This is a genomic window from Paraburkholderia sp. TE9906 (genome assembly GCF_056279605.1).
The window spans coordinates 140,937-165,816 of record NZ_JBWCCT010000017.1 but is presented as its reverse complement, the minus strand read 5'-3'; the positions used below and the strand labels follow the sequence as shown (position 1 = coordinate 165,816).

Genomic DNA, 24,880 nt, shown 5'->3' with positions numbered 1-24,880 from the left:
CGTACTGACGAAGTGTTCGATCATCTCTCGACGGTCAAACCTTCCTTTCATTACTGTGTGAGACTTGATACTTTCGCTTTTACAGCAGACTCCAACGAATCCACCGTCGCGTCTCGCATCAAGCGCCCACACTTATCGGCTGTTAATTTTTAAAGATCATTCGCTCAGAAGCTCTGCTTTCTTCGCGTCCGTCATCTAACGGGAGGCGAATTATGCAGACCGAAAACCTATCGGTCAACCCACTTTGTGAAATATTTTTGAAGCTCTCGACGGCGCGCTAAAGAAACGAGCAATGCCATGCCTGTCGATTGCTCTCGTCGCAAAGACACCGTCGTCTCATGGCCGTGACGCGCACACGTTTCATCCATCGTCGTCGGCGTGACGTTCAACGCGCCACATTCGCTTCAATCGCTACGACCGAGTGTGAACGTAACCCGTAGAGCGCTCATCAACGATGAGTGCTCAGCTCGAGCACTCCTGTGCATAGCGTCATTCTTCAGACGTTTCCCCCACCGCGGCGCGCCGCCACAGCACGACCCTCGCTCATCCATTTGTACCTGGCACGCACGACTGTTTGTCCATGACGGGTATTCGAGTTTGGCTCCAATGCGCCTAGATTTCGTACCCATCGGAGCACGTGGTCCGATCAGCATCTGATCCAAGTAACTTATCTGGAGCCTCAATCATGAGCACGTCACAAAAAGTCGTCGTCGTTACCGGTGCATCGCAAGGCATTGGCGGCGAACTGGTCAACGCGTTTCGCAAACTCGACTATCGCGTGGTCGCAACAGCACGCTCGGTCAAGCCTTCGGATGACCCCAGCATCCTGACCGTGGCTGGCGACATCGCCGATCCGGCTACTGCGCAGCGGGTGATTTCCGAAGCCGTCGCCCGTTTTGGCCGCATCGACACGCTGGTCAACAACGCCGGCATCTTCATCGCCAAGCCCTTCACCCGCTATACCGCGGAAGACTACGCGACCTTCATCGCCGTCAACGTATCGGGCTTCTTCCATATCACGCAACTCGCCATCACCGAAATGGAAAAGCATGGCAGCGGCCACGTGGTCAGCATCACGACCAGTCTCGCGGACCACGCCATCGACGGCGTGCCATCGGTGCTGGCCTCGCTGACCAAGGGCGGCCTGAACGCAGCCACGAAGTCGCTCGCGATCGAATACGCGAAGAAAGGCATTCGCGCCAATGCCGTTTCACCGGGCGTCATCAAGTCGCCGATGCACGCGAAAGAAACCCACGAGGCGCTCGGGGCATTGCATCCGGTCGGCCACATGGGCGAGATGAGCGATGTCGTAGGCGCCGTCCTGTATCTTGATGCTGCACCGTTCGTGACCGGCGAGATCCTGCACGTCGATGGCGGCCAGAGCGCCGGCCACTGATCACATGCGGGCGCCGCCGGCCGGCGCCCTTCAAGTCAACCGAGATTTACGGAGGATCAACATGCCTATCGTCACAATTCAGGTGACCCGTGAGGGCTCCCAGCCCGGCAACAACGCGGTCACCGCGGACGAAAAAGCCGCGCTCATCGGGGGCGTCAGTCAGTTGCTGCTCGACGTACTGAACAAGCCGCTCGAATCGACCTTCGTCGTCATTCAGGAGGTGGAGACCGAGAACTGGGGCTGGGGCGGGTTGCCGGTCGAGGCTTATCGCAAGCAGCGTGGTTCGAGGCCGGATTGAACGTTAGCGCGCCTCCTTTGCTTCAGGCGCCAGCAGTCCGCATTGCAGCCGGGGCACACGTCAAGGACGACTGATTATCCTTGACGTGTGCCCCCCATTCAGCCACAACGCACGTCCACAATCGATCGCGCCCGCACGAACTGCTAGCCCGCGAACCGCCGCAGTTGCCCGATGCTTTCCTTCAATTCACGCTCCAGCTGCGCAACCAGCTCTGCGGCAGGCAACGATCTGGCGAGCGCGGCTGCCTGCCCCGCCCACTGTGCCCCGTAACCGAACTCGCCCGTCGCCTTCGCCGCAGCATGCAGCGCTTTGCCGGCATCGTACGCGATCGGATACGCGGGCGGCTTCGGAGCGCGCGCGTCGCTGCCGAGTGTCGTGAACCGGTTCACCATGCTTCTCGCCACGCGACCGGAAATCGCCGTGGTAAAGGTCGTGTGGCGCGCCGCGTCCGCGAGAATCGCGCGGCGATAACCCTCGTCGATCGACGTCTCCGGGCAAGCAACAAACGCCGTCCCTAACTGCGCGGCTTGCGCGCCGAGCGCAAGCGCCGCTGCGATCCCGGCGCCGTCCATGATGCCGCCGGCAGCGATCACCGGCAACTGGCATTCCCTGACCAGCAGGCGCGTCAGCGCAAACACGCCCAACCCGTCATCGGTTGCGTCCGGTTCGAAGATGCCGCGATGACCGCCCGCCTCGATACCTTGTGCAACGATCGCATCGACGCCCGCCTCGGCAACCCGCGCTGCCTCATCCAGGCTCGTTGCAGTCGCGATTAGTTTGATGCCGGCCTTTCTCAGTTCGGCGATCACATCGGCAGAAGGCAAACCGAAATGGAAACTGACGATCGCAGGCTTCTCTTCGAGAAAAACATCCAGCATGGCCGGGTCCGCCACGAAGCTCGTATAGATCTCCGACAGCGACGTAGGCGGTGTTGCGTCGTATTTTTCGAAATATGGCGCGAGCCAGTTCAACCATTGCCGATCGAGCGCCTCGTCCGCTTGCGCCGGTCGATGACAGAAGACGTTGATATTGAACGGCTTGCCCGTTAGCGCGCGGGTCTCCTTGATGACCTTGCGGGCTCCTGCGGCGTTCATCGCTCCGACACCCAACGAACCGAGACCACCTGCATTGGAAACGGCTGCGGCCAGCGCGGGTGTGCTGACACCGGCCATGGGCGCCTGGATGATCGGCTTCTCGATGCCCAACAATGACAGCAACATCCGCTTGTCAATCCGCTCGTTCATGTCTATCCCCCATCGAAGCTCTCTACAATATAGCCCTGATATCGTATAGCACCCGCGCTTCGCGCCGAAGGCGACCACACCGTCCGGTGTGGTCGCTCGCGTTCACACTGCGCTTTCCTGGCGTGCCCTTCTGTCCGACCAGAAAAACGCGACAAAAGCAGGTCATCGAAACCATGCAGCGTCAATTCGAAGATGTTCTTCTGGGCAGTATCGAACTGTTCTGTCTCGCCGCCGAACTGGAGAGCTTCACGCTTGCCGCGACGGCCGCGAGCGTCACGCCGGCTGCCGTCAGCCGTTCGGTCGCACGTCTGGAAACGCGCCTAGGTGTCCGGTTGTTCGTGCGGACCACAAGACAGATCCGGTTGACCGATGCAGGCCGGCGATACTTCGAACAGTGCCGGCAAGCGCTGAATCAGCTTGCGGAAGCCGAGCGCGAAGCGACCGGCCAGCAGACGACTCCCACTGGCGTGTTGCGGATCAGCATGCCGACGCCCTACGGTCACTATCGTGTGCTGCCGCTGCTCGCGGAATTTCGCGCGCGGTATCCCGGCGTCACGATCGAAACGCACCTGAGCAACCGCAACATCGACTTTGCGGAAGAGGGCTTCGACCTCGCCATTCGTGGACGCGCCCCGGGTGATTCCGGCCTGATTGCGCGAAAGATCGAAGATGCCGAACTGGTGGTCGTCGCTTCGCCCGCGTATCTGCGCAAAGCCGGCAAACTGAAAACGCCGGACGACCTGCCTCACCACGACTGCATCCAGTATGCGTTGCCTAGCAGCGGCCGCAATCTCCCCTGGCTGTTCAAGCATAAAAACGAGGTGACGGAGACGATGACGCGAGGCGGCTACGGATCTTCGGGTGACGTCCTGTCCGGAGCGACCTTGGCGCGTCATGATGCGGGCGTTTTCCAGACGTATCGGTTTATCGTCGAGCAAGATCTTGCCGACGGGACGCTCAAGGAGTTGCTGATTCCTTATGGCGGTTGTTCGCGGCCATTCGTGCTGCTTTATCCGCATGCGCGGCACCTGTCGTCGCGCGTGCGTAGCTTCGTCGACTTTCTGATAGAGAAACTGGGCCCATAGCGGTAAGGCAGGCCGCAATACCTCAGAATCCCAATATTTGCACTTATTGCATCAGCATGAGCTTCAGCAGGGCGTTCAGCACCCAATTGTTTTGATTTGTGAAACAGTGATTTCGTGAATTAGGTATTTACCCTAACACTTCACGCTTCTAGACTGTCTTCATCGCTGCAGACAGACGAGTTTGCAGTCCAAACAAGACAAATCTCTGGAGGTCGTACCATGAAGTCGCTCGTTCAAGCCGTCGTTATCGCCGCTACCCTTGCCGCCCCGGTTGCCGTTTTCGCCCAATCGAACCAGCCGCTCACCCGTGCGCAAGTTCGCGCAGAACTGGTTCAGATCGAAAAGGCTGGCTACAACCCCGCGCGCTCGAACCCGAACGAATATCCGGCCAACATCCAGGCTGCTGAAGCGCGCGTTGCCGCTCAGAACAGCGCAGTTGGCGGCGTCGCCAGCGGTTCGTCGGAACAAGGCCAGGCAGTCGCCAAGTAAGTTTTCCGCCAGAAAGCAAAGCTGCTGTCGCTTTGCCGTAGCGTGTACTCACACTACGGCTCGCGCGTTTAACGAAACTGGCCCGCTTTCGCGGGCCAGTTTCGTTTCAGAACCTCCGCCTCCGGATTCCCGGCGGCATCTCCTGGTCTTCGGTGGCCACGCACATTGCCCCGCGCACTCCCACTCTCACGCCGTCCACGCCGAATGCGTCGCCATCCGCCATCGAATCGTCGTGCAGATTCTTCGTTCGACAACGGCAGGCAACACCACCACTCGCATTCATCCGCAAACGGCTCGATCGATGAACGTCAGACGGCGCCCGGACTCACATACGCGGTCTTGACCGTCGTATAGAACTCGCGGGCATAACTGCCCTGCTCGCGCGGACCGTAGCTCGAACCCTTGCGCCCGCCGAACGGCACGTGATAATCCACACCCGCAGTCGCCGTGTTCACCATCACCATGCCGGCCTGCACGTGACGGCGGAAGTGGCTCGCGTACTTCAGCGAGGTCGTGCAGATGCCCGCGGAGAGGCCGAATTCCGTGTCGTTGGCGACCTTAAGCGCCTCGTCGTAGTCCTTGACCTTGATGACCGAGGCCACCGGGCCGAACACTTCTTCCCGGTTGATGCGCATGGCCGGCGTCGTGTCGGTGACGAGCGCCGGTGCGAGGAAGTAACCGCGCGTGTCGCGCTCGACCCGCTCACCGCCGAAGACTGTGCCGCCTTCTTCGCGTGCAATGGCCATATAGCGCTCGTCCTGCTGCAACTGCTTGTCGTCGACGACCGGACCGATGTGCGTGCCGTCGGCCAACGCGTCGCCCACCTTCAGAGCCTGCATGCGCGCTTTCATGCCGTCGATGAACCGGTCGTAAATACCTTCGGTCACGATAAAGCGGCTCGACGCCGTGCAGCGTTGGCCCGTCGAGTAGAACGCACCGTTAATGCATGCTTCGACCGCGACGTTGAGGTCAGCATCGTCGAGCACCACCATCGGGTTCTTGCCGCCCATTTCAAGCTGGAATTTCTTGCCCGACGCAAAGCATTTCGCGCCGATTGCACGGCCCGTCGCGACAGAACCGGTGAAGCTCAAGGCATCGACATCGGGTGAAGAAACCAGTGCTTCGCCCACCACCGAGCCCCGTCCCATGACGAGGTTGATCACGCCCGCGGGCGCGCCCGCCTCGGCGATGATCTTCACGAGCTCCCACGTGCTGCCAGGAACGAGGTCCGCCGGCTTGACGACGACGGTGTTGCCATACGCCAGCGCCGGCGCGATCTTCCAGGCCGGAATTGCGATGGGGAAATTCCACGGCGTAATGAGGCCGATCACGCCGAGCGGCTCGCGGGTCACTTCCACCGTCATACCGGGGCGCACGGACGGCACGATTTCGCCGCCAATGCGCAGCGCCTCGCCCGCAAAGAACTTGAAGATCTGCCCCGCGCGGCCCACTTCGCCGATCGCCTCGGGCAGCGTCTTGCCCTCTTCGCGCGCGAGCAGTCGACCCAGTTCGGCCTTGCGCGCGAGGATCGTGCTGCCCACCTGATCGAGCAGATCGAAACGCTGCTGCGGCGTGGATAGCGACCATTGCACAAACGCCTTGCGCGCGGCGCTGATCGCGCGTTGCGTCTGTTCGGCGTCGGCCTGCGCGAACTCGCCGATCACGTCGTCGAGGTTGGACGGGTTGACGTTGCGCGATACGCTCGCGCCGTCCACCCATTGTCCGTCGATGTAGTTTGCAAACTGGCTCATGTCTCTTTCTCCCGTCGATACGGAATAAAGCCCCCGCACGAAAGACCTGATCGTCAGGTCCGGGCGGAGGCGACTCGAAATACACCTGGGCCGCGCGCGAGGCGCCGGCCCCTCATACGTTCTTCGATACGGCTCAGGCCGCGCCGAGCAGCCCGCGCGCCGCCAGACTCTGATAAAGCGCGCGCACGCCGAACGTCCACGGTTCGATGTCGGTGCTCAGGCGGACCGTGTTGGTCAGCGCGCCCAATTGCGGCGTCGAAATCGTCACGAGGTCGCCCAGGTGATGCGTGAACCCGCCGCCGGCCGCGTCGCGATCCTTGATCGGCGAGAACATGGTGCCGAGGAACAGCATGAAGCCGTCCGGGTACTGGTGATGCCGGCCCCACGTTTGCGTGACCAGGTCCGCCGGATCGCGGCTGATTTCGCTCATGTGGCTCACGCCTTCGAGCACGAAGTCGTCATCGGCGCCTTCCACGCGCAGCGCGACGCTGGCCGTGCGCACCGAGTCGAGCGAGAAGCTTTCGTCGAAGAGGCGCACGAATGGGCCGATCGCGCACGAGCCGTTGTTGTCCTTGCACTTGCCGAGCAACAGCGCCGAGCGGCCTTCGATATCGCGCAGGTTGACGTCGTTGCCGAGCGTCGCGCCGACGATCTCGCCACGGCTATTCACCGCCAGCACGATCTCGGGTTCCGGGTTGTTCCAGGTCGAAGCCGCGAGCAGCCCCACGTCGGCGCCGAAGCCGACCGACGACATCGGCTGCGACTTCGAGAATACTTCGGCATCCGGACCAATGCCCACTTCCATGTATTGCGACCACGCGCCACGCCGCTCGAGTTCGGCCTTCAGCTTCATCGCGGCGTCCGAGCCCGGCTTGATTTTCGACAGGTCCGTGCCGATCGTCGACGCGATGGTCTCGCGGACCTCCTTCGCCTTTGCCGGATCGCCGCCCGCCTGCTCTTCGATCACGCGTTCGATCAGGCTGACCGCGAACGTCACACCGCACGCCTTGATGGCCTGCACGTCGCACGGGGCGAGCAGCTGCACGGCCGGCGCGACCGCGCCCGGCAGGTTGGCCGCGATCAGTTGCGCCGCGCTGCCGAGCGACACGCCCGGCGCGGTCCGCGCGATGCGCGCGGCGTTTTCGCGGTCGAACAGATCGGCCGTGGTCGGCACGGTGGCGGTGATATCGAACACTTCGCCGCCGCGCACGACGACCACGCACGGACCTTCATGCTGATCGGTCTTGCGCCACACACGACCCACGAGCAGCGCCTGATCGAGGTCAACCGGAAGGAAACTGGATTGAGAAGTTGCGGACATGGGAATGGATTTCTTCAGGAAAGTTGGAAGACGGGCAGAGCCGGGCTCGAATCCGAGCCCGGCTCTGCAACCTGCATTTCAATGCGAATGTCGCGGATTGCCACGCTCGGCAATCACCTTCAGATACAGCGTCGCGGGTTCGAGACAGCCGCCGGTCGAGAGTTGGCCCACCGTCTGGCGGTACAGTTCCTGCCAGGGTGTCTGCGCCGGCGGAATCGAGAACGTCGCCGTTTCACGGCGCCGCGCGAGTTCGTCCTCGTCGACCAGCACGTTGACGCTGCGCGAATTCAGGTCCACGCGGATGCGGTCGTTCGTGCGCAGCAGCGAGAGTCCACCGCCCACTGCCGCTTCTGGCGACATGTTGAGAATCGACGGGCTCGCGGACGTGCCGCTTTGCCGGCCGTCGCCGAGCGTCGGCAACGAGGTGATGCCCTGACGCACGAGTTCCACCGGCGGCGCCATGTTCACCACTTCGGCGCTGCCCGGATAGCCCACGGTCCCGGCACCGCGAATCACCAGAATGCAGTGCTGGTCGATTTCGAGCGACGGGTCGTTGATGCGCGCGTGGTAGTCCTCAGGACCGTCGAACACGATTGCTCGCGCTTCGAACATGTTCTCCTTGCCGGGCTCGCTCAGATAGGTCTTCTGGAAAGCCTCGCCGACCACCGACATCTTCATGATCGCGCTGTCGAAGAAGTTGCCCGACAGCACGATGAACCCTGCGCCATGCTTGAGCGGCTCTTCAGTCGTCTTGATAACGTCGCGGTCCCCGGTCTGCGCACCCGCCGCGATTTCGCCGATGGTCCGGCCCGCTACGGTCAGACAATCGCCGTGGAAGAGGTTCGCCTTCGCAAGCTCGTGGAACACGGCGGGCACGCCGCCCGCGCGGTGAAAGCTCTCACCGAGATACTCGCCCGCCGGCATGCAGTTCACGATCAGCGGCACCTGCTCGCCCACTCGCTGCCAGTCGTCGAGACTCAGTTCGACGCCGATGTGCCGCGCAATCGCGATCAGATGCGGCGGACAGTTGCTAGACGCACCCAGCGCCGACGCCACCACGATCGCGTTTTCGAACGCTTCTTTCGTCATGATGTGCGACGGGCGCACGTCTTCACGCACGAGGTCGACAATGCGCTTGCCGGTCGCGTATGCCATCTGGCCGCGCTCGCGATACGCCGCCGGAATGCTCGCGCAACCGGGCAACGACATGCCGAGCGCCTCGGCGAGGCTGTTCATCGACAGCGCGGTGCCCATCGTGTTGCAGTGTCCGATCGACGGCGACGACGCGGTCGTCAGCTGCATGAAACCTTCGTAGTCGATTTCGCCCGTGGCGAGCAGATTGCGCGCATGCCAGATCACCGTGCCCGAGCCGACGCGCTTGCCTTCGTGCCAGCCGTCGAGCATCGGGCCGCCCGACAGCACGATCGCGGGCATGTCGACGGTGGCCGCCGCCATCAGACAGGCGGGCGTGGTCTTGTCGCAGCCGGTGGTCAGCACGACGCCGTCGAGCGGAAAGCCGTGCAGGATTTCGACCAGGCCGAGATAGGCAAGATTTCGGTCGAGCGCGGCGGTCGGCCGGCGGCTCTGTTCGGCGAGCGGATGAACCGGGAACTCCATCGGAATGCCGCCCGCGTCACGGATGCCTGCTTTCGTGCGCGCCGCAAGTTCGATGTGATGCCGGTTGCACGGCGCGAGGTCGCTGCCCGTCTGCGCGATGCCGATGATCGGCCGGCCAGACTGGAGTTCTTCGCGCGTCAGGCCGTAGTTCATGAAGCGCTCGACGTAGAGCGCCGTCATATCCGCGTGCGATGGGTCGTCGAACCATTCCTGGCTTCTCAGCCGGCGCGGTGTGGATGCTGACATGTTGCTTGTCTCTCTGTCTTGAGGAAGTTAAACCGCTTGCGTGCTGCCCGGCGCGTCCGCCTGAGCGGCGGCTTTGCCGTCCCCGGCGGGCGCCGCCCGTGTCAGCATGCTGCGCGGCACGAGCAGGATCAGCATACAGCTGACCAGCAGACACGCGCCCAGCGCATACGTACCGTTGTTGATATCGCCGGTCAGGTTCTTGGCGACGGCGGTGATCATCGAGCCCGTGAAGCCTGACAGGTTGCCGATCGCGTTGATCATCGCGATACCCGCAGCCGCTGCCGCCCCCGACAGCAACTGGCCGGGGAACGTCCAGTAGATCGGCATCAACGCGAGAATCCCCGCCGTGGCGATCGTGAGAAACGTGATCGCCAATACGATGTGATGCGCGAACGCCGCGCTCAGAATCAGTCCGAGACCGCCGATCAGCGCCGGAATCGCCGCGTGCATGCGCCGTTCACCGGTTTTCTTCGAATGCGCCGCGTTGGCGAGCGTCGCGATGATCGCCACACCATAAGGAATAGCCGTCAGCAAGCCGATATGCAAGGGGTCCTGCACACCGGTCGCCTTGATGATCGACGGCAGCCAGAACGCGAGGCCGTAGAAGCCCGTGTTGAAGGTCAGCAGAATCGCCACCAGCAGCCACACGCGCGGATCGCGCACCGCCGATCCGAAGCGCGCCGTTTTGTGCGTGCTCTCGCGCTGCAGATTCGCCGCGAGCAGGCTCTTTTCTTGCGGCGTGAGCCAGCGTGCGCGCTCGATGCCGTCATCGAGCGAGAAGTACACGACGAACGCGGTCAACAGCGACGGCACGCCTTCGATCAGCAGCATCCACTGCCAGCCCTGGTAGCCGAACAGGCCCGCGGTGTGGTCCATCAACCAGCCGGACACCACGCCGCCCAGCATCAGGCTGACCGGCATCGCGATCAGGAAGCCCGACATGACGCGGCTCTGCCGATGTGCCGGGAACCAGTAATTCAGATAAAGAATGACGCCGGGGAAGAAACCGGCCTCGCAGATCCCGAGCAGGAAGCGCAACGTGTAGAACATCGTCGCGGTTTCGACATGCGCGAGACGCGCGAGCGGCTCAACGAACGCGAGCGCCATCGACACGAGACCCCACGTGAACATGATCCGCGCGATCCAGAAGCGTGCGCCGTAGCGATGCAGGAACACGTTGCTCGGAATTTCGAAGATGAAGTAGCCCCAGAAGAAAACGCTGGCGCCGATCGCGTACATGGTGTCGGACAAACCGAGGTCGTCGAGCATCTGCAGCTTCGCGAAGCCGACGTTCACCCGATCCAGATAAGCCACGACGTAACACAGCAACAGCACCGGCAACAGACGGCGCACGACCTTGCGATAGGTTTTTTCTTCAAACTCGCTGCTCCTCGCGGAAGTCGCGGCGACGGCGGACGGCACAGTGGTCATTCAAATCTCCATCAGCGTATTTTTCTGGGAAATGTCCCGGGCGCCACAGCCGCGTGCCACGTAGGCCGCTGTATCGTCCCCGATCTAAGTTACCGGTAACATTTCTGAATCCGGATATTACGCGTGGCTCATCATCTGAACAACCAAGGGATATCCCTGACTTTCTGCGCGAAATACGGCCTGGAGAGTCAGCCGCGGCTGGCGCCGAGCCGGTGGCTCAGGCGCTGTTCCGAGCAATTACCTCAAAGTCGATCTTGACCGCTTTCGTGCGCGACGTCTGCCCTGCCTCGCGCGCCGCCAGTGCCGCGAGCAAGGTCTCGCCGGCCCGCAAGCCGATTCCGTAGGCATCGACCGACACCGTGGTGATGCTCGGCTGACAACACCACGACACCTCGAAGTTGCCGAAACCGGCAATCGCGATGTCGCCAGGCACCGACAACCCGCGCCGGTGACACTCCATGATCGCGCCGAACGCCGACATATCGCTCACGCACATCACGGCGTCGGTATCGGGCCACGCCTCGAGCAGCGCCCCGATGGCAGGTGCGCCGTGACTCATCGTGATCGGCGATTCGCCAAGGCGGATCACGCGCGGCTCGCCGAGCCCGAGCGCCTTGATTTCAGCGACATAGCCGCGCATCCGGTCGAGACCGCGCCGATCGCGCTCGCTCGCCCCGGCGATAAAACCGATCCGCCGATAGCCGCACTCATGCAGATGCCGAACCATCGCGCGCGCCGCCGTGGCATTCGAAAAGCCCACTGCGGTGTCGATCGGATCGGCAGGCAGGTCCCACATTTCGACGACCGGGATACCCGCGCGCCGCAACAGCGTGCGGGTCGCCTCGGTGTGCCGGCCGCCCGTCAACGCGACGCAGCGCGGCTGGTGGCGCAGCATCGAGCGCACGAGCAGCTCTTCCTGCTCGAGCCGGTAGTCGGTATCGCCGAGCAGCAATTGCAGACCATGCGGACTAAACGCGGCAGTGAGGCCGCGCACCGTGTCGGAGAAGTTGGAGCTGGACAGCGACGGCACCAGCACCGCGACGAACTCAGAGCGCCCCGACGACAATGCGCCGGCGGCCGCATCGGCCACATACCCCAGTTCGTCGATGACCTTCTGCACCTTCTCGCGCGTGGCCTGCGACACACTGCGTCCAGCCAGCACGCGCGACACGGTCATCTTCGACACGCCGGCGCGTTCGGCAACATCGGACATGCGGGGCGGGACAGGCGGCCTGGACGTCATGGTAGGGATCACTGCGAGTGCGCGGAAGTCACGGAACGCACATGATACCTGGCGGCACCCGGCACGGGGCGAGGTTTCACCCTCGCCCGCACATTGCGTCGGATGCCGGGCTCACGCGCGTTCCGCTTTCTGGTCTATTGCGAAAAGCCCCGTGTGCACTGCGCCTGAGGCTGGCCGGGCACCGGCGCGCGAAACGAAAACAGGCCACCGGCCAACGGTTGCCGCTCGCGCTCTGCCGGCGACAATCCCTTCCACGCGGTCGTTGCATAGACAGTCTGCAGATCGTCGCCGCCGAAAGCGAGTTTCGTCACGTTGGCGCACGGAAACGGCACCTGCTCGACCAGCTTGCCATCGGGCGAGAAACGCTCGATACGCCAGCCGCCGAACAGCGCCACCCACACGAAGCCGTCGGCGTCGACGGCCATGCCGTCGGGGTGGCCGTCGCCGGAAATCGCGGCGAAGATGCGTTTGCCCGACAACGTCCCGTCTTCGTTCACATCGAACGCATACACCACGCGCCGCATGGTGTCGTTGTGATAGAGCGTGCGGCCGTCCGGGCTCATGGCCGGGCCGTTGGTGATCACGTAGTCGTTGTCCTGAGCCGCCACTTCGCCGGCGTCGCTGACGCGGTACAGCGTGCCGCTCGGCTGTTCTTCACCGTCGTCCATCGAGCCGAACCACAGGTGGCCGCCGGCATCGACGAAGCCGTCGTTCAGGCGGTTGTCCGGCAGGTGCGGCTCGACGTCCTTGAGCTTGCTGAACTGTCCGCTGCCCGCATCGAAACGATAGAGGCCGTCCGGCAGCCCGCAGACAAAGGCCTGATCAGCGAGCGGTACGATGAAACCCGGCTGGTTCGGCGCCCGCCACGTCTGCGTTTCTCCGGTGTCGACCGTCAGACGATGGATATGGCGGCCCTTGATATCGACGAAGTAGACCGCGTTTTCCGCGGCCTGCCACAGCGGGCCTTCGCCGAGTTCGGCATTGACCGGCCAGACGCACTCAGGGAGACGGACTTTCATTCTCCATACCACCCGGCATCGACGAAATAATCGCGGCCGGAGCAGCGCGATGCATCGTCGGATGCAAGGAACAAGGCCATGCGCGCGACGTGCTCGGGCTCGATGCGCAAGCGCAGGCATTGGCTCGCGACGACCTTCGCCTCGCTCTCGGGCGACTGCCACAGCTGCATCTGACGCGGCGTGCGAACCGCGCCGGGAATGATGCAGTTCACGCGGATGCCGGCATCGCCGAGATCGCGCGCGAGGCCGCGCGTCAGCCCTTCGATTGCCGCCTTCGCGCTCATGTAGATCGCGAGATTCGGCAACGCGAGGTGCCAGGAGACCGAGCCCAGATTCAGGATCACGCCCCGCCCGATCTTGCGCATGCCGGCTGCCGCCGCCTGCGCACAGAAGAACTGGTGCCGCAGATTCACGGCCATGCGCTCGTCCCAATAGGTCGACGTGACGGCCTCGATTTCGTGCCGGTCGTCATTGCCCGCGTTGTTGACGAGCACCTCGATCGGCCCGGCGAGTTCCATAATCTCGGCGAACGTGCTCTGGATCGCGTCGACGCTGCGCAGATCGCAGCGGCGGAACAGCGGCGGATGGGGCGCGTCGCGCAGCGCTTCCTGCAACGCGAGCGAGTCGCCCTCCGCGACGTCGAGGAAGAACACGCGCGCGCCCTGCTGTGCGAATGCTTCGACCATCGCGGCGCCGATGCCGCTGCCGCCACCGGTGATGACAACCGTCTTGCCTGAGAGACTGGGATAGATTGCGTACGACATCTGATATTCCACTTGTTCCGAGTATGACAACGAATACATGGCGTCCAGCCGCCCCCGGCCGGACGCATCTTCGACATGCCGCCGGTTAAGCCAGGACCTCGACCTCGCTCACCATGCGCCAGTCGCGTTCGAGCGTTCGCACCGCGTTGCCCGCGACCGTCACCGTGTCGCTCAGCAGAATATCGCGGCTCGAGCTTCCGACCATCAGATCGAAGTCGCCCGGCTCGACGATACGCTCTCCGCGCCCATCGGTGAAGTTCAGCATGTCGACAGGAATGCGCACGCGAACCTGGGCCGAGGCGCCTGCGGCCAGCGGCACACGGGCGAAGGCCTTCAATTCGCGCACCGGCCGCGCCGACGACGCCAGCCGGTCGCGCACATAAATCTGCACGACTTCGGTGCCTTCGCTCGAACCGGTGTTCTCGACCGTGAAGCCGAGTTCGACCGTGCCGTCGCCGATCGGCACTTCGCGTTGCGCAACCACAAGATTGCCATAACGGAACTGCGTGTAGCTGAGTCCGAAGCCGAACGGGTAGCGGCAGCCGAAATGATAGGCGACCGGCGTACCGGCGCTCTTGAGCCGATGGTTGTACGTGTACGGCACGGCTCCGGCGCTCTTCGGCACCGACAACGGCAGGCGGCCCGTGAAATTCGCGCGGCCCACCAGCAGATCGGCGAGCGCTTCGGCGCCGCGCTCGCCCGGCGCGAAGGCCATGATCTGCGCGGCGATCCGGTCTTCCAGACCGCCGAGATTGTACGGCCGCCCGCCCGTCATCACGACGATCGTCGGCGTGCCGCTATCGACCACCGCCGCCAGCAACGCCTGCTGCACGCCCGGCAGATCGAGGCTGTCCGTGTCGGAGCCTTCGCCCACCGTACCGGACTGGAACAGCCCGGCCAGATCGCCGACGAACACGATCGCGACCCCCGCCTGCCGCGCGGCTTCGACCGCTGCGGCGATGCGTCCGGTGTCCTGGCTGATCAGCTCGTCCCGGTTCGCGTCGGCCATCGTGTCCAGCGATACGTCGCCGGGGAACACCGGCGCACCCGCACGGCGCTCCGCGATGATGTCGCAGCCGCGTGCGTGAATCACCCGCTCGTCGCCGAGCAGGGCGCGCAGCGCCTTCAGCGGCGTGCTGATCGATGCGACCGACTGCTCGCCGGAGTTGATCAGGTGGACCGGGAAACTGTAGCCGGCCAGCAGTGCCAACGGGTCGTCGGCGGTCGGGCCGATCACCGCGACCTTCGCCGCGCCTTTCGCGTCCAGCGGCAACACGCCGCCTTCGTTGCGCAGGAGCACCGCCGATTCGAGCGCCACCTGGTATGCCGTGTCGCCGGCCGATTCGCTTTTCACATCCACGCTCTCCGGATCGGCATACGGATTTTCGAACAGGCCGAGACGGAACTTCGCGCGCAGCACGCGCGAAACGGCAGTATCGATCGTCGCTTCGCTGATCTCGCCGCGCGCGAGCGCTTCCTTCAGATGCAGCGCGCACTCGTGGCCGGGCAACTCGACGTCGAGTCCCGCGTTGAACGCGAGCGCGGCGGCCGCCGCGCTGTCGCGTGCGACCGCATGGTGACTGTAGAGCAGATCGACCGCCGCATAGTCCGCGACGACGAGGCCGTCGAAGCCCCACTTGTCGCGCAACGTGTCCTGCAGCAACGTGCGGTCCGCATGACACGGCACGCCGTCGATGTCGTGATACGCGGGCATGATCGAGCCGGCGTCCGCGAGCTTGACCGCCATTTCGAACGGCAGCATGAACACGTCGTTGAGTTCGCGCGGACCGACATGCACGGGCGCATGATTACGGCCGCCCTCGCTCGCCGAATGGCCGACGAAATGCTTGAGCGTCGCGAGCAGATCGCGGCGTTCGCCTTGCAGCCCCTTCACGTAATGACACGCGAGCACGCCGACCAGATACGGGTCTTCGCCGAGCGTTTCCTCGGTGCGGCCCCAGCGCGGATCGCGCGACACGTCGAGCACCGGCGCGAGTCCTTGATGGCAACCGATCGAGCGCGCCTGCTCGCCGATGATCTCGCCCACCTGCCCGACCAGACGCGGGTTCCACGTCGCCGCATAGTTCAGCGGCGACGGAAACAGCGTCGCGTCCTTGATCATCAGGCCGACCAGACATTCCTCGTGGGACATCACCGGGATACCGAGGCGGGTGTCCTCCACCATCTGCCGCTGCAACGCATTGAGCGCGCGCACGCCTTCTTTCGGATCGACCGTGTGCGTGCCGAGCGGGCGCGTGATCTGACCCAGGCCGTGCTGAAGGATCGCTTCCACCGTGATGGCGCCGTCGCCGTGCGCGAAATCCACCGTACGCGCTTCGTGATTGCCGTCGGACGACAGCTTCAGCCACGCGGCGTGAAGCTGGGCAATTTTTTCGTCCAGAGTCATGCGCGCGAGCAAATCGGAAACGCGCTCCTCGATGGCAGCCCCGGGATTGCGGTAGAGCGGAACTTCACTTTGGCGAAGCAACATCAAGAAACTCCTTTTAATGATTCTGGTGTACAGAACGCGCGAGGCGCCGACAAATCCGTTTTTCATCGCAAATGCAGAGGCGGTGTTGCTTCAGATGAATCCTCGCCTCGCAATTTCACATTCCTTGCAGAAATTCGTAGTCCTCTGAATAAATTCAGTATCAAGAGACTCGAAATCCGTTACCTCGATCTCGTGACGAAGCAGCTTGACTGCACCGCCGGAGGCTGCGTCGCCGACGCGGCCTCGTCGCCTGGAAGGCGATGCTCAGTGCAGACGCGGCAGCGCGAAATCCTGGTCGTCGAACACGTGGCATGCGTCCGGTGCGAGCGTGAGCTCGATGCGTTCATCGTGCGTCACGCCGCCGTCGCCCGGCAACTTGGCGATCATTGCGTTGCCATCCCGGCTGCCGCCGTCGATATGAACGTAGCTGTGCTCGCCCATGCGCTCCACGAGGCGTACCGCGCAACGGATCGTTTGAGCACCGGGCTGGCCTGACGGCAGACCGAGGTGTTCGGGCCGGATGCCCAGCGTGACGTGCGTGCCGACGCGCACTTTACGGCCGTCCACGTGCGTGCGCACCCGCTCGCCGGTCGTCAGTTCCACTTCGAGACCTTTGTCGTCGATCGCCGTGACTACGCCCGGCAGGAAATTCATCTTCGGCGAGCCGATGAAGCCGGCCACGAAGCGGCTCTTCGGCCGGTGATACAGATCCAGCGGCGCGCCGATCTGCGCGATGCTGCCGTGCTTCTCCATTTCCGCGCCTGCGTGCAGCAGCACGATCTTGTCGGCGAGCGCCATCGCTTCGATCTGGTCGTGCGTGACGTAAATCGCGCTCGCGCGGCGGAATTCGCGGTGCAGGCGCGCAATTTCGATGCGGGTCTGCACGCGCAACGCCGCGTCCAGATTCGACAGCGGTTCGTCGAATAGGAACACGCCCGGCTCGCGCACGATCGCCCGGCCGATCGCCACACGCTGGCGCTGCCCGCCCGACAACGCGGCAGGACGGCGCTCCAGCAAGCCGTCGAGTTGCAGCGCGGCGGCCGTGCGGCGCACCTTGCTGTCGATCGTCGCCTTGTCCATCTTCGCCTGACGCAGCCCGAACGCCATGTTCTCGTAGACGCTCATGTGCGGATACAACGCGTAGTTCTGGAACACCATCGCGACACGGCGCTCCGACGGGTGCACGTTGTTCATCAACTGTCCGTCGATGCGCAACTCGCCCTCGGTGATCGATTCGAGTCCGGCGACCATGCGCAACAGCGTCGACTTCCCGCATCCCGACGGCCCGAGAAACACGCAGAATTCGTTCTCACCGACTTCGAGATGGACGTTGCGAATGATCGGCGAATTGCCTTCGTACGCCTTCTGTACTTTTGTCAGGGTAATGCTTGCCATAGCTCGTTGTGTTCTTCGCAGTTAAATTGCCGGGCGTTCTTCAGCCCGACTGGTCCCGCCGTCCATGCAGGCCGGCGTGACCCGGTTCGTCATCGGCCCGTCAGCCCTTCAGGGAGCCGGCCATCATGCCCTTGATCAAACGTTCCTGGCCGAATGCGTAGGCCACGATGAGCGGTAACGACGTCATCGTGACGACCGCCAGCATCGCCGGAATGTTCGACGAGTAATGCCCCTGGAAATCCCACACGGCGAGCGGCAGCGTGCGATGCGGCGGAGTCGAGGTCAGCATGTACGCGAAGATGAACTCGTTCCACAGCGCGATGCCGTTGTAGATGGCGACCGTCGCGAGTCCCGGCGTCGAGAGCGGAAAGAAGATGCGCCAGAAGATCTTGAACGGACCACAGCCGTCGAGTTGCGCGGCTTCTTCGAGCTCGTGCGGAATCTGGCGCATGAACTCCGTCAGGATGAAGATCGAGATCGGCAAACTGAGCGCCACGTACGGCCCGATCAACGCGAACTGGGTGTCGTACAGACCGAGGTTGCGGGTCAACAGGTAGATCGGCACGAGCGTGGCGTGCAGCGGCACGATCATTCCCGCAATCACCAGCCCGAACAGCAGCTTGTTCAAACGGAAGCGCAAGCGTGCGAACACGTAGGCCGCCATTGCGCTCAGCAGCACGATCAGCAGAACGGAGACACCGACCACAAAAACGCTATTGGCGAAATACGTGAGGTACGGGCCGCGCAACACGGCCAGGTAGTTGCCGAAGTACCAGTGGATCGGCAGCGCCCAGACCGGCTCCGAGAAGGTTTCTTCCTGCGTCTTCAGACTCGTCACCACGACGAAGATGAACGGCAGCGTCGTCACCGCGAGCCAGATCAGCGCCAGCAACGGCACGCCGATGCGGATCTTTGGAAAATGAAGGCGATTCGTTTCAGTGGCCATGCTTCAAACTTCCGTTTCGTAACGACGCGTCATGCGTAATGCAATGGCCGCAACCAGTGAGACGATGATGAACATCGCAGACCCGATCGTGCTGCCGTAGCCCAGCTGGAAAGAACTGAACACGGTCCGGTACATGTATGTGGCCATCAGTTCCGACGAGCCTTCCGGACCACCGCCCGTCATCACGTAGATCAGATCGAAATAGCGCAGCGAACCGAGCACCGACAGCAGCACCGCCGTGCGGATCGCGCCTTGCAGATGGGGCAGCTTGATGCGCCAGAAGATGGTCCATTCGGAGGCGCCATCGAGACGCGCCGCCTCGTTCAACTCGGCCGGCATCGACGACAGCCCGGCGAGGAACAGGATCATGTAGAACGGCACGTTCTGCCAGCAGATCACCGCGATCGTCGAGGCGAGCGAGAAGCGCGTGTCGCCGAGCCAGTCCTGCGCGAGCGAATCGAGACCGATCGCGTGCAGCGCGGCGTTCAGCGGCCCGAAGTTCGGGTCGTAGACGTTCTTGAACAGCACGCCGATCGCGACGCTCGACATCAGCAGCGGCAGGAAATAAAGAATCTTGAGCATGCGCGAGCCACGTCCCGCCTTGTCCAGCAGCACGGCCAGCGCGAGTGAAATGGGCAGCTCGATCACGATCGACGCGAGCGCGAGAATCACGTTGTTCCAGAGCGAGCGCCAGAAAACCGTGTCCTGAGCGAGCTGAATCCAGTTGGCGAGCCCGACGAAGCGTGAATGCGTACCGAGCCCGGTCCAGTCGACCAGCGAAAGCCGCAGACTGGAGAGCAACGGGTACAGCAGGAAGATCGCCAGCAGCAGCACAGCGGGGGCGAGAAACACTGTGATGACCAGCCACTGCGACGAAATACGCGCCCGCTCGGCGGGCGCAGTGGAAATTGCAATATTCACAGATCGTGTGTCCGGCCCGCGTCGAACGACGCGAGCCGGGCTCCTCTTCAGACTACGGGTTAGCTTCCCGCCTTCGCGGCGGCTTCCATTTGTTGCGCAGCCGCTTCAGGCGTCAGCGACAGGCCGAACAGCGCCTGCGACGTATCCTTGTGCAGCTCGCCCAGCTTCGGCGGCAACTCCTGGTCGTACCAGAGCTGTACGTTCGGCGCGTCGGCGATCAAGGTTTGCAGACGCTTCAGGAACGGATCGCTGATGCTGATGTTGTTGACCGGCGGAATCTTCTTGTCGAGCACGCGGCCGTGCATCGAGGTGTCGTCGGTCATCGTCTGGATCAGCTTGAACGCCGCTGCCGGGTCCTTGCACTCGGTCGAGATGCTCATGAAGCCGTCGCCGACCGTGCCGATCACGTCGCGCGGATCGCCCTTGCCGCCCGGCACGCTCGGGAACGGGAAGAAATCGAGCTTGCTCGCAAACGCCGGATTTTCGTTCTGGATCGTCGATGCTTCCCAGCCGCCCATCAGTTCCATCGCGGCGCGGCCCGAATACAGCAGACGACGCGATGCGCCGACGTCATAGTCGAGGCCGTTGTAGCCCTGCGCGAAAGCGCCCGCCTTCACGAGTTGCTGGATGTACTTGCCCGCTTCGACGAAAGCCGGGTCCGCGAAGCTGCCGCCCGGCGCGCGATCCACTGCCTTGCGGAAGACTTCGGGGCCGCCGATCCGGTCGACGAGGTACATGTAGTACATCGAGCCGGTCCACTTGTTCTTGTTGCTCAGCGCGAACGGCGCGATACCGTGCGAGGTCAGCACCTGCACGACGTGCATCAACTGATCCCACGTTTGCGGCGGCGTCAGGTTGTATTGCTTGAACAGATCCTTGTTGTAGAAGATCACGGCCGCGGACGCATTTTCCGCCGCCACGCCATACGTCTTGTCGCCGAACGTCACCGCATGCCAGGAGGTCGGCATGAAGCGGTTGCGATAAGCCGGGTCTTTCTGCAGATACGGCGTCAGGTCGACCACCTGGCCGGCCTTCACATATTCATGCAGCGGACCGCCGCCCCACGATTCGAACACGCACGGCGGCTCGCCGGCGCCGAAAGCCACCTTCAGCTTGGTCTTGTAGGCTTCGTTCAGGACGTGCGAGTCCTCGACCTTGTAGCCGGGATTCTGATGCTCGAAGCGGTCTGCCGCATCCCGGAGCACCTTGCTCGACGTGACGTTGGTTTGCTGATCCCACTCCGTAATCGTCTTGCCCGATTGTGCGAATGCGGCTGTCGATACGACTGCTGACAGCGAGCATACGAGCGCCGTGGCGCCGACAATTGACCGCGCTTTAAAAAAAGCCGGGTACGCCATGTTTGTGTCCCCTCATGAATATTGGAATATCAACCACACCACGTAACGTTAGCCTTAACGTTAGCGAATGTTAGGCCGCCGTGCGAACGACCGCTATGCGGGATTTTACCTGGTCGCCGCCCGCACGGCTTGCATGCTACAAGAAGATTGCCTGCCGAAGGGTCGGCGCGCGCAACCTATTCTGGTAGAATAGTTAGAATATAAACGGTATCGCTAACGTTAAAAGCGAGTCCAATTCGACATGACCTCTCGTACGCCTTCATCACGCATGGCAAGACAGACCCCCACGCTCGAGCATGTCGCCAAGCTCGCCGGTGTCTCGCAGATGACCGCTTCGCGCGCGCTCAACGGCCGCCCGGGCGTGTCGCGGGAAACTCGCGACGAAGTGCTGCGAATCGCGTCGGATATCGGTTACGTCGTCAATCGCACTGCGCAGAAACTCTCGGGTGGCCGCAACGGCATCATCGGCATCATCACGCCGACACTGGACACCCAGTTCTCCAGCGAGCTGATTCTCGGCGCTGGCCGTGCGGCACGCGGCGCGGGTTGCGAGATGCTCGTCTACACGGTATTCGACGAAGACCGCGATACGCATCACGACCTGCTCGGCCTGATCCAGCAATTCTCGGATGGGATTCTCGCCATTCTGCCGCGCGAATCGCTCTGTCTCGAAGCGCTCGCTACCGCCAAGGTGCCGGTCGTCGTCGTCGATCAGCGCGGCACGCTGACCGGTTTTCCGTCGGTGTCGGTCGATAACTATGGCGGCGCCTGTCTCGCGGTCGAGCATCTCGCGGAACTCGGTCACAAGCGGATCGCGTTCCTCGCAGGCGACGAAACGATCGAAGGGGTGCGCGACCGTCAGCGCGGCTATCACGACACGCTGGCCCGGCTCGGGCTGCCGCGTGAAGACGCGCTGGTCGCCGCCGGTGATCTGTCGCAAATGATGGCGTTCGACGTCACGTTCGATCTGCTCAACCTCGCCGATCCGCCCACCGCCATCTTCACCGCGAACGATCAAAGCGCGTTTGGCGTGATCGCCGCGATCAGGGAAGCGGGCTTGCGCGTGCCGGACGATATTTCGGTGATCGGCTTCGACGACATCCCAATGTCGGAGCAATTTCATCCGGCGCTCACGACGATCCGGCAACCTTTCCAGCAGATGGCGCGCTCGGCGGTCAATACGCTGCTCGCGCGGATCGCCGGTATCGACGCGGCCTCGCAGCGCATCACGCTGCCGGCGGAACTGGTCGTGCGCGACTCCACCGGACCAGTCCGCACGAAGCCGCGCCGCCGCGCACGTCACCAGATGGTTTCCACGTAAGTCGAGGCGCGCACCTTCGCGTCCGACGTGACGAGCGCGCCGCCGAACGTGCGGGCAGTGGCGACGATCAGGCGCTGATGGGACGTGAGCGCGGACGACAGCCGCGCCGCGCGCAAGGCGATTTCGGTGTCCACTGGAACCATCCGCACGCCTTCCATCGAGACGAACGTCGACAGCCAGCTGCGCGCGTCCATCGACAACCCGAGCCGGCCTTCGTTGACGAATTCCGCGATTTCGAGCGCACTGATCGCCGAAATCAGGATTTCACCGCCGTCCAGTTCGCGATCGATCGCATCGTGTGCTGCCTGACTCAACGCCTTCTGTCTGCTCAGCCAGCACACCAGTGCAAGCGTATCGAGCGTGATCATCGATCTTCCTGCTCCGCCGCGACCGGAAGGGGGGAGTGCTGCATGTTGAAATGCACGATCGAAGCACGCAATAGTTCGAGCGGGTTCTCCTGCTTGTTCCGGTAGGGCCTGATTTCGATGGTGGGCTGCCCACGATCCGTGACGACAACGGTCTCCCCGAGCATTTCCACCTGCCTGAACAGTTCACATGCCCGGGACTTGAAAATAGCCTTCGATACTCTCTTTTCCATTGCGCTCTCCACCCAGATAATTCGACCAGCTATTTTTTGGATCGGGCCGCAACGATAGTGGTTGACGGCCGGATATTCGTTATCGATTTTCAACCTGCTACGAGGAAGCTCTCTCCGGCTCCCCTACTTCCAACAACGCTCGTGCGACGGTCCGGCAACATGAAGCGTCGCACAGGTGGAGCGGCGCTCCGATCTGGCCGATAGCTGCCTTTGTCGTGATAGTGAAACCAGGAACAGATTTAACGTTATCCCTAACGTTAGATTATGTTAATAGCACGATTCCGCGACCGCCATGCGGAGTTTACCTGGTCTCGTGGGGACCGCTCCGGAGACTCGCCTACGGCACCGCCCAGCGCTTGTTGTCGGGTGAAAGGCAGCTGCAAGGTTGCAGATCATACTCGGCGAATGCTGACCGTTAGCGATAACGTTAGAAACGCCTGGCACTCGCTCAAATGAGCCTCGGTTGTCGCGACAGGATCGAGGGTATTCATTGCGCTTCCTCTATCGGGTCCGGCTGCGACGCCTGCGTCGCATCGAAATGAACGATCGAAGCGCGCAACAGTTCGAGCGGATTGCCGAACTTGCTGCGATAGGGGCGAATCTCGATGGTCGGTTGCCCACGATCCGTGACCACCACGGTTTCCCCCAGCGACTCGACCTGCCGGAACAGTTCGCATGCCCTGGACTTGAATATGGCTTTCGATACTCTCTTTTCCATTGCGCTCTCCACCCGGCCGGTTGTTTGTTGTCGACGCGATCAAATCAGCGCGTGGACATGCCCTTCGATTTCGCTACGCTCAAACGGCACCGCAACACCGTCCGCATCGAACAGCGTGACCACCGACGCCGCGACCTTGATGCCGACGCGTGCGCCGACCGCATGCTGCGCGTCCTTCTTGTCGAGCTTCAGTGAAATCGCCTGCCCCGCGCCGTCGAGGTGCGCATGCAGCAACGATACGTCGCCCAGATGCTCGACCAGTTCGACGCGCGCGCCGAGTCCTTCGCCCGTCGCGCCGATGTCGAGATGCTCGGCCCGCACCCCGAGTGTCAGCTTGCCGTCAAGCGCCCGGCCCGGACGGCCAGGCAACACGATCTGTTCAGTCGCGCCGGCAAGCGTGATGACGGTTTGCGTATCTCCTTGCGACACGAGCGTGGCGGGCAGCATGTTCATCTGCGGCGAGCCGAGAAAGCCGCCGACGAAACGGTTAGCCGGCCGGTCATACAGATCGAGCGGCGCGCCGATCTGCTCGATATGTCCTTTGTTGAAGACGACGATTTTCTCGCCCAGCGTCATGGCCTCGACCTGATCGTGCGTGACGTAGATCATCGTCGTGCCGAGTTCACGATGCAGCTTCGCGAGCTCGATGCGCATCTGCACGCGCAGCGCCGCGTCGAGATTCGATAGCGGTTCGTCGAACAGGAACACGCGCGGCTTGCGCACGATCGCCCGTCCTATCGCGACGCGTTGCCGCTGACCACCCGAGAGCGCCTTCGGTTTGCGTTCGAGCAGATGGCTGATCTGCAAAATCTCCGCTGCCCGCCCGACCGCTTCACGGACTTCCTGCTTCGACTTGCCCGACAGCTTCAGCGAAAAGCCCATGTTTTCCGCGACCGTCATGTGCGGGTAGAGCGCGTAGCTCTGGAACACCATCGAGATGCCCCGATCCGCGGGCTGCAGATCGTTGACCCGTACGCCGTCGATCAGAATGTCACCGCCGCTCACCGATTCGAGCCCGGCGATCATGCGCAGCATGGTCGACTTGCCGCACCCGGACGGCCCGACGAAAACCGTGAACTGGCCATCCGGAATGTGAAGATCGATGCCTTGAATGACCTGTGGCCCTTCACCATACGTCTTCGCTACGTTGCGCAATACGAGTTCGCCCATGTCTAGCTTCTCCTGAATCCTTGACCTTGCTCTCCCACGCGAGGCCGCCTTTGCGGCG

General features: G+C 62.9%; 22 protein-coding genes. 5 read left to right on the top strand and 17 right to left on the bottom strand.

The window, feature by feature from the left end:
• The first annotated feature begins 685 nt into the window (after nucleotides 1-685).
• Both ACZ9H4_RS32090 and ACZ9H4_RS32085 read left to right on the top strand, forming a co-directional pair.
• On the top strand, nucleotides 686-1,396 hold the full coding sequence (locus tag ACZ9H4_RS32090; protein ID WP_408148965.1) for an SDR family NAD(P)-dependent oxidoreductase: 711 nt from the start codon (nucleotides 686-688) through the stop codon (nucleotides 1,394-1,396).
• A gap of 61 nt (nucleotides 1,397-1,457) precedes the next feature.
• Nucleotides 1,458-1,694, top strand: coding sequence for a tautomerase family protein (locus tag ACZ9H4_RS32085; RefSeq protein ID WP_408148963.1), 237 nt, complete (start codon nucleotides 1,458-1,460; stop codon nucleotides 1,692-1,694).
• Nucleotides 1,695-1,837: 143 nt separating this feature from the next.
• Here the strand turns inward: ACZ9H4_RS32085 and ACZ9H4_RS32080 are convergent, their stop codons facing one another.
• Entirely contained in the window at nucleotides 1,838-2,938 is a 1,101-nt protein-coding gene (locus ACZ9H4_RS32080; RefSeq protein WP_408148970.1) for an NAD(P)H-dependent flavin oxidoreductase, read from the bottom strand.
• Between the two features lie 173 nt (nucleotides 2,939-3,111).
• Between ACZ9H4_RS32080 and ACZ9H4_RS32075 the strand changes: the two genes are divergently transcribed.
• A complete protein-coding gene (locus ACZ9H4_RS32075) occupies nucleotides 3,112-4,023 on the top strand; it encodes a LysR family transcriptional regulator (protein WP_408148961.1) in 912 nt (303 codons plus the stop codon).
• A gap of 219 nt (nucleotides 4,024-4,242) precedes the next feature.
• Complete coding sequence (locus tag ACZ9H4_RS32070) at nucleotides 4,243-4,512, top strand: DUF4148 domain-containing protein (RefSeq protein ID WP_121324558.1); 270 nt, start codon at nucleotides 4,243-4,245, stop codon at nucleotides 4,510-4,512.
• Nucleotides 4,513-4,820: 308 nt separating this feature from the next.
• Here the strand turns inward: ACZ9H4_RS32070 and ACZ9H4_RS32065 are convergent, their stop codons facing one another.
• The 12 genes from ACZ9H4_RS32065 to ACZ9H4_RS32010 form a co-directional block, all read right to left on the bottom strand.
• The gene (locus ACZ9H4_RS32065; protein ID WP_408148959.1) at nucleotides 4,821-6,263 is read right to left on the bottom strand and encodes an aldehyde dehydrogenase family protein; all 1,443 of its coding nucleotides are present in this window, start codon (nucleotides 6,261-6,263) and stop codon (nucleotides 4,821-4,823) included.
• Nucleotides 6,264-6,396: 133 nt separating this feature from the next.
• Entirely contained in the window at nucleotides 6,397-7,584 is a 1,188-nt protein-coding gene (locus tag ACZ9H4_RS32060) for a fumarylacetoacetate hydrolase family protein (RefSeq protein WP_408148957.1), read from the bottom strand.
• 78 nt (nucleotides 7,585-7,662) lie between these two features.
• Nucleotides 7,663-9,447 carry an IlvD/Edd family dehydratase gene (locus tag ACZ9H4_RS32055; RefSeq protein ID WP_408148956.1) on the bottom strand — a complete coding sequence of 595 codons (1,785 nt, stop codon included), beginning with the start codon at nucleotides 9,445-9,447 and terminating at the stop codon, nucleotides 7,663-7,665.
• Nucleotides 9,448-9,474: 27 nt separating this feature from the next.
• Complete coding sequence (locus tag ACZ9H4_RS32050; protein WP_408148954.1) at nucleotides 9,475-10,878, bottom strand: MFS transporter; 1,404 nt, start codon at nucleotides 10,876-10,878, stop codon at nucleotides 9,475-9,477.
• A 217-nt stretch (nucleotides 10,879-11,095) separates the two neighbouring features.
• The gene (locus tag ACZ9H4_RS32045; protein ID WP_408148952.1) at nucleotides 11,096-12,091 is read right to left on the bottom strand and encodes a LacI family DNA-binding transcriptional regulator; all 996 of its coding nucleotides are present in this window, start codon (nucleotides 12,089-12,091) and stop codon (nucleotides 11,096-11,098) included.
• A gap of 164 nt (nucleotides 12,092-12,255) precedes the next feature.
• Complete coding sequence (locus ACZ9H4_RS32040; protein ID WP_408148950.1) at nucleotides 12,256-13,140, bottom strand: SMP-30/gluconolactonase/LRE family protein; 885 nt, start codon at nucleotides 13,138-13,140, stop codon at nucleotides 12,256-12,258.
• Entirely contained in the window at nucleotides 13,137-13,904 is a 768-nt protein-coding gene (xylB, locus tag ACZ9H4_RS32035) for a D-xylose 1-dehydrogenase (RefSeq protein WP_408148948.1), read from the bottom strand. The genes ACZ9H4_RS32040 and xylB overlap by 4 nt, the downstream gene beginning before the upstream one ends.
• Before the next feature lie 85 nt (nucleotides 13,905-13,989).
• Nucleotides 13,990-16,395 carry a glycoside hydrolase family 3 N-terminal domain-containing protein gene (locus ACZ9H4_RS32030; RefSeq protein ID WP_408148946.1) on the bottom strand — a complete coding sequence of 802 codons (2,406 nt, stop codon included), beginning with the start codon at nucleotides 16,393-16,395 and terminating at the stop codon, nucleotides 13,990-13,992.
• Nucleotides 16,396-16,659: 264 nt separating this feature from the next.
• A complete protein-coding gene (locus ACZ9H4_RS32025; RefSeq protein WP_408148944.1) occupies nucleotides 16,660-17,790 on the bottom strand; it encodes an ABC transporter ATP-binding protein in 1,131 nt (376 codons plus the stop codon).
• Nucleotides 17,791-17,890: 100 nt separating this feature from the next.
• The gene (locus ACZ9H4_RS32020) at nucleotides 17,891-18,736 is read right to left on the bottom strand and encodes a carbohydrate ABC transporter permease (protein WP_408148942.1); all 846 of its coding nucleotides are present in this window, start codon (nucleotides 18,734-18,736) and stop codon (nucleotides 17,891-17,893) included.
• Between the two features lie 3 nt (nucleotides 18,737-18,739).
• Complete coding sequence (locus ACZ9H4_RS32015) at nucleotides 18,740-19,657, bottom strand: carbohydrate ABC transporter permease (protein ID WP_408148940.1); 918 nt, start codon at nucleotides 19,655-19,657, stop codon at nucleotides 18,740-18,742.
• A gap of 59 nt (nucleotides 19,658-19,716) precedes the next feature.
• On the bottom strand, nucleotides 19,717-21,015 hold the full coding sequence (locus ACZ9H4_RS32010; protein ID WP_408148938.1) for an extracellular solute-binding protein: 1,299 nt from the start codon (nucleotides 21,013-21,015) through the stop codon (nucleotides 19,717-19,719).
• A 268-nt stretch (nucleotides 21,016-21,283) separates the two neighbouring features.
• Here ACZ9H4_RS32010 and ACZ9H4_RS32005 point away from each other — a divergent pair, with 268 nt between their 5' ends.
• Nucleotides 21,284-22,336: a LacI family DNA-binding transcriptional regulator gene (locus ACZ9H4_RS32005; RefSeq protein ID WP_121324568.1), complete on the top strand. Its 1,053-nt coding sequence runs from the start codon at nucleotides 21,284-21,286 to the stop codon at nucleotides 22,334-22,336.
• Here ACZ9H4_RS32005 and ACZ9H4_RS32000 read toward each other — a convergent pair.
• The 4 genes from ACZ9H4_RS32000 to ACZ9H4_RS31985 form a co-directional block, all read right to left on the bottom strand.
• A complete protein-coding gene (locus ACZ9H4_RS32000; RefSeq protein WP_408148935.1) occupies nucleotides 22,315-22,704 on the bottom strand; it encodes a type II toxin-antitoxin system VapC family toxin in 390 nt (129 codons plus the stop codon). The genes ACZ9H4_RS32005 and ACZ9H4_RS32000 overlap by 22 nt on opposite strands.
• Nucleotides 22,701-22,934 carry a type II toxin-antitoxin system Phd/YefM family antitoxin gene (locus tag ACZ9H4_RS31995; RefSeq protein ID WP_408148933.1) on the bottom strand — a complete coding sequence of 78 codons (234 nt, stop codon included), beginning with the start codon at nucleotides 22,932-22,934 and terminating at the stop codon, nucleotides 22,701-22,703. Before ACZ9H4_RS31995 ends, ACZ9H4_RS32000 begins: the two co-directional genes overlap by 4 nt.
• Before the next feature lie 487 nt (nucleotides 22,935-23,421).
• A complete protein-coding gene (locus ACZ9H4_RS31990) occupies nucleotides 23,422-23,652 on the bottom strand; it encodes a type II toxin-antitoxin system Phd/YefM family antitoxin (protein WP_408148932.1) in 231 nt (76 codons plus the stop codon).
• 39 nt (nucleotides 23,653-23,691) lie between these two features.
• Nucleotides 23,692-24,822 carry an ABC transporter ATP-binding protein gene (locus tag ACZ9H4_RS31985; RefSeq protein ID WP_408148930.1) on the bottom strand — a complete coding sequence of 377 codons (1,131 nt, stop codon included), beginning with the start codon at nucleotides 24,820-24,822 and terminating at the stop codon, nucleotides 23,692-23,694.
• Nucleotides 24,823-24,880 lie beyond the last annotated feature (58 nt).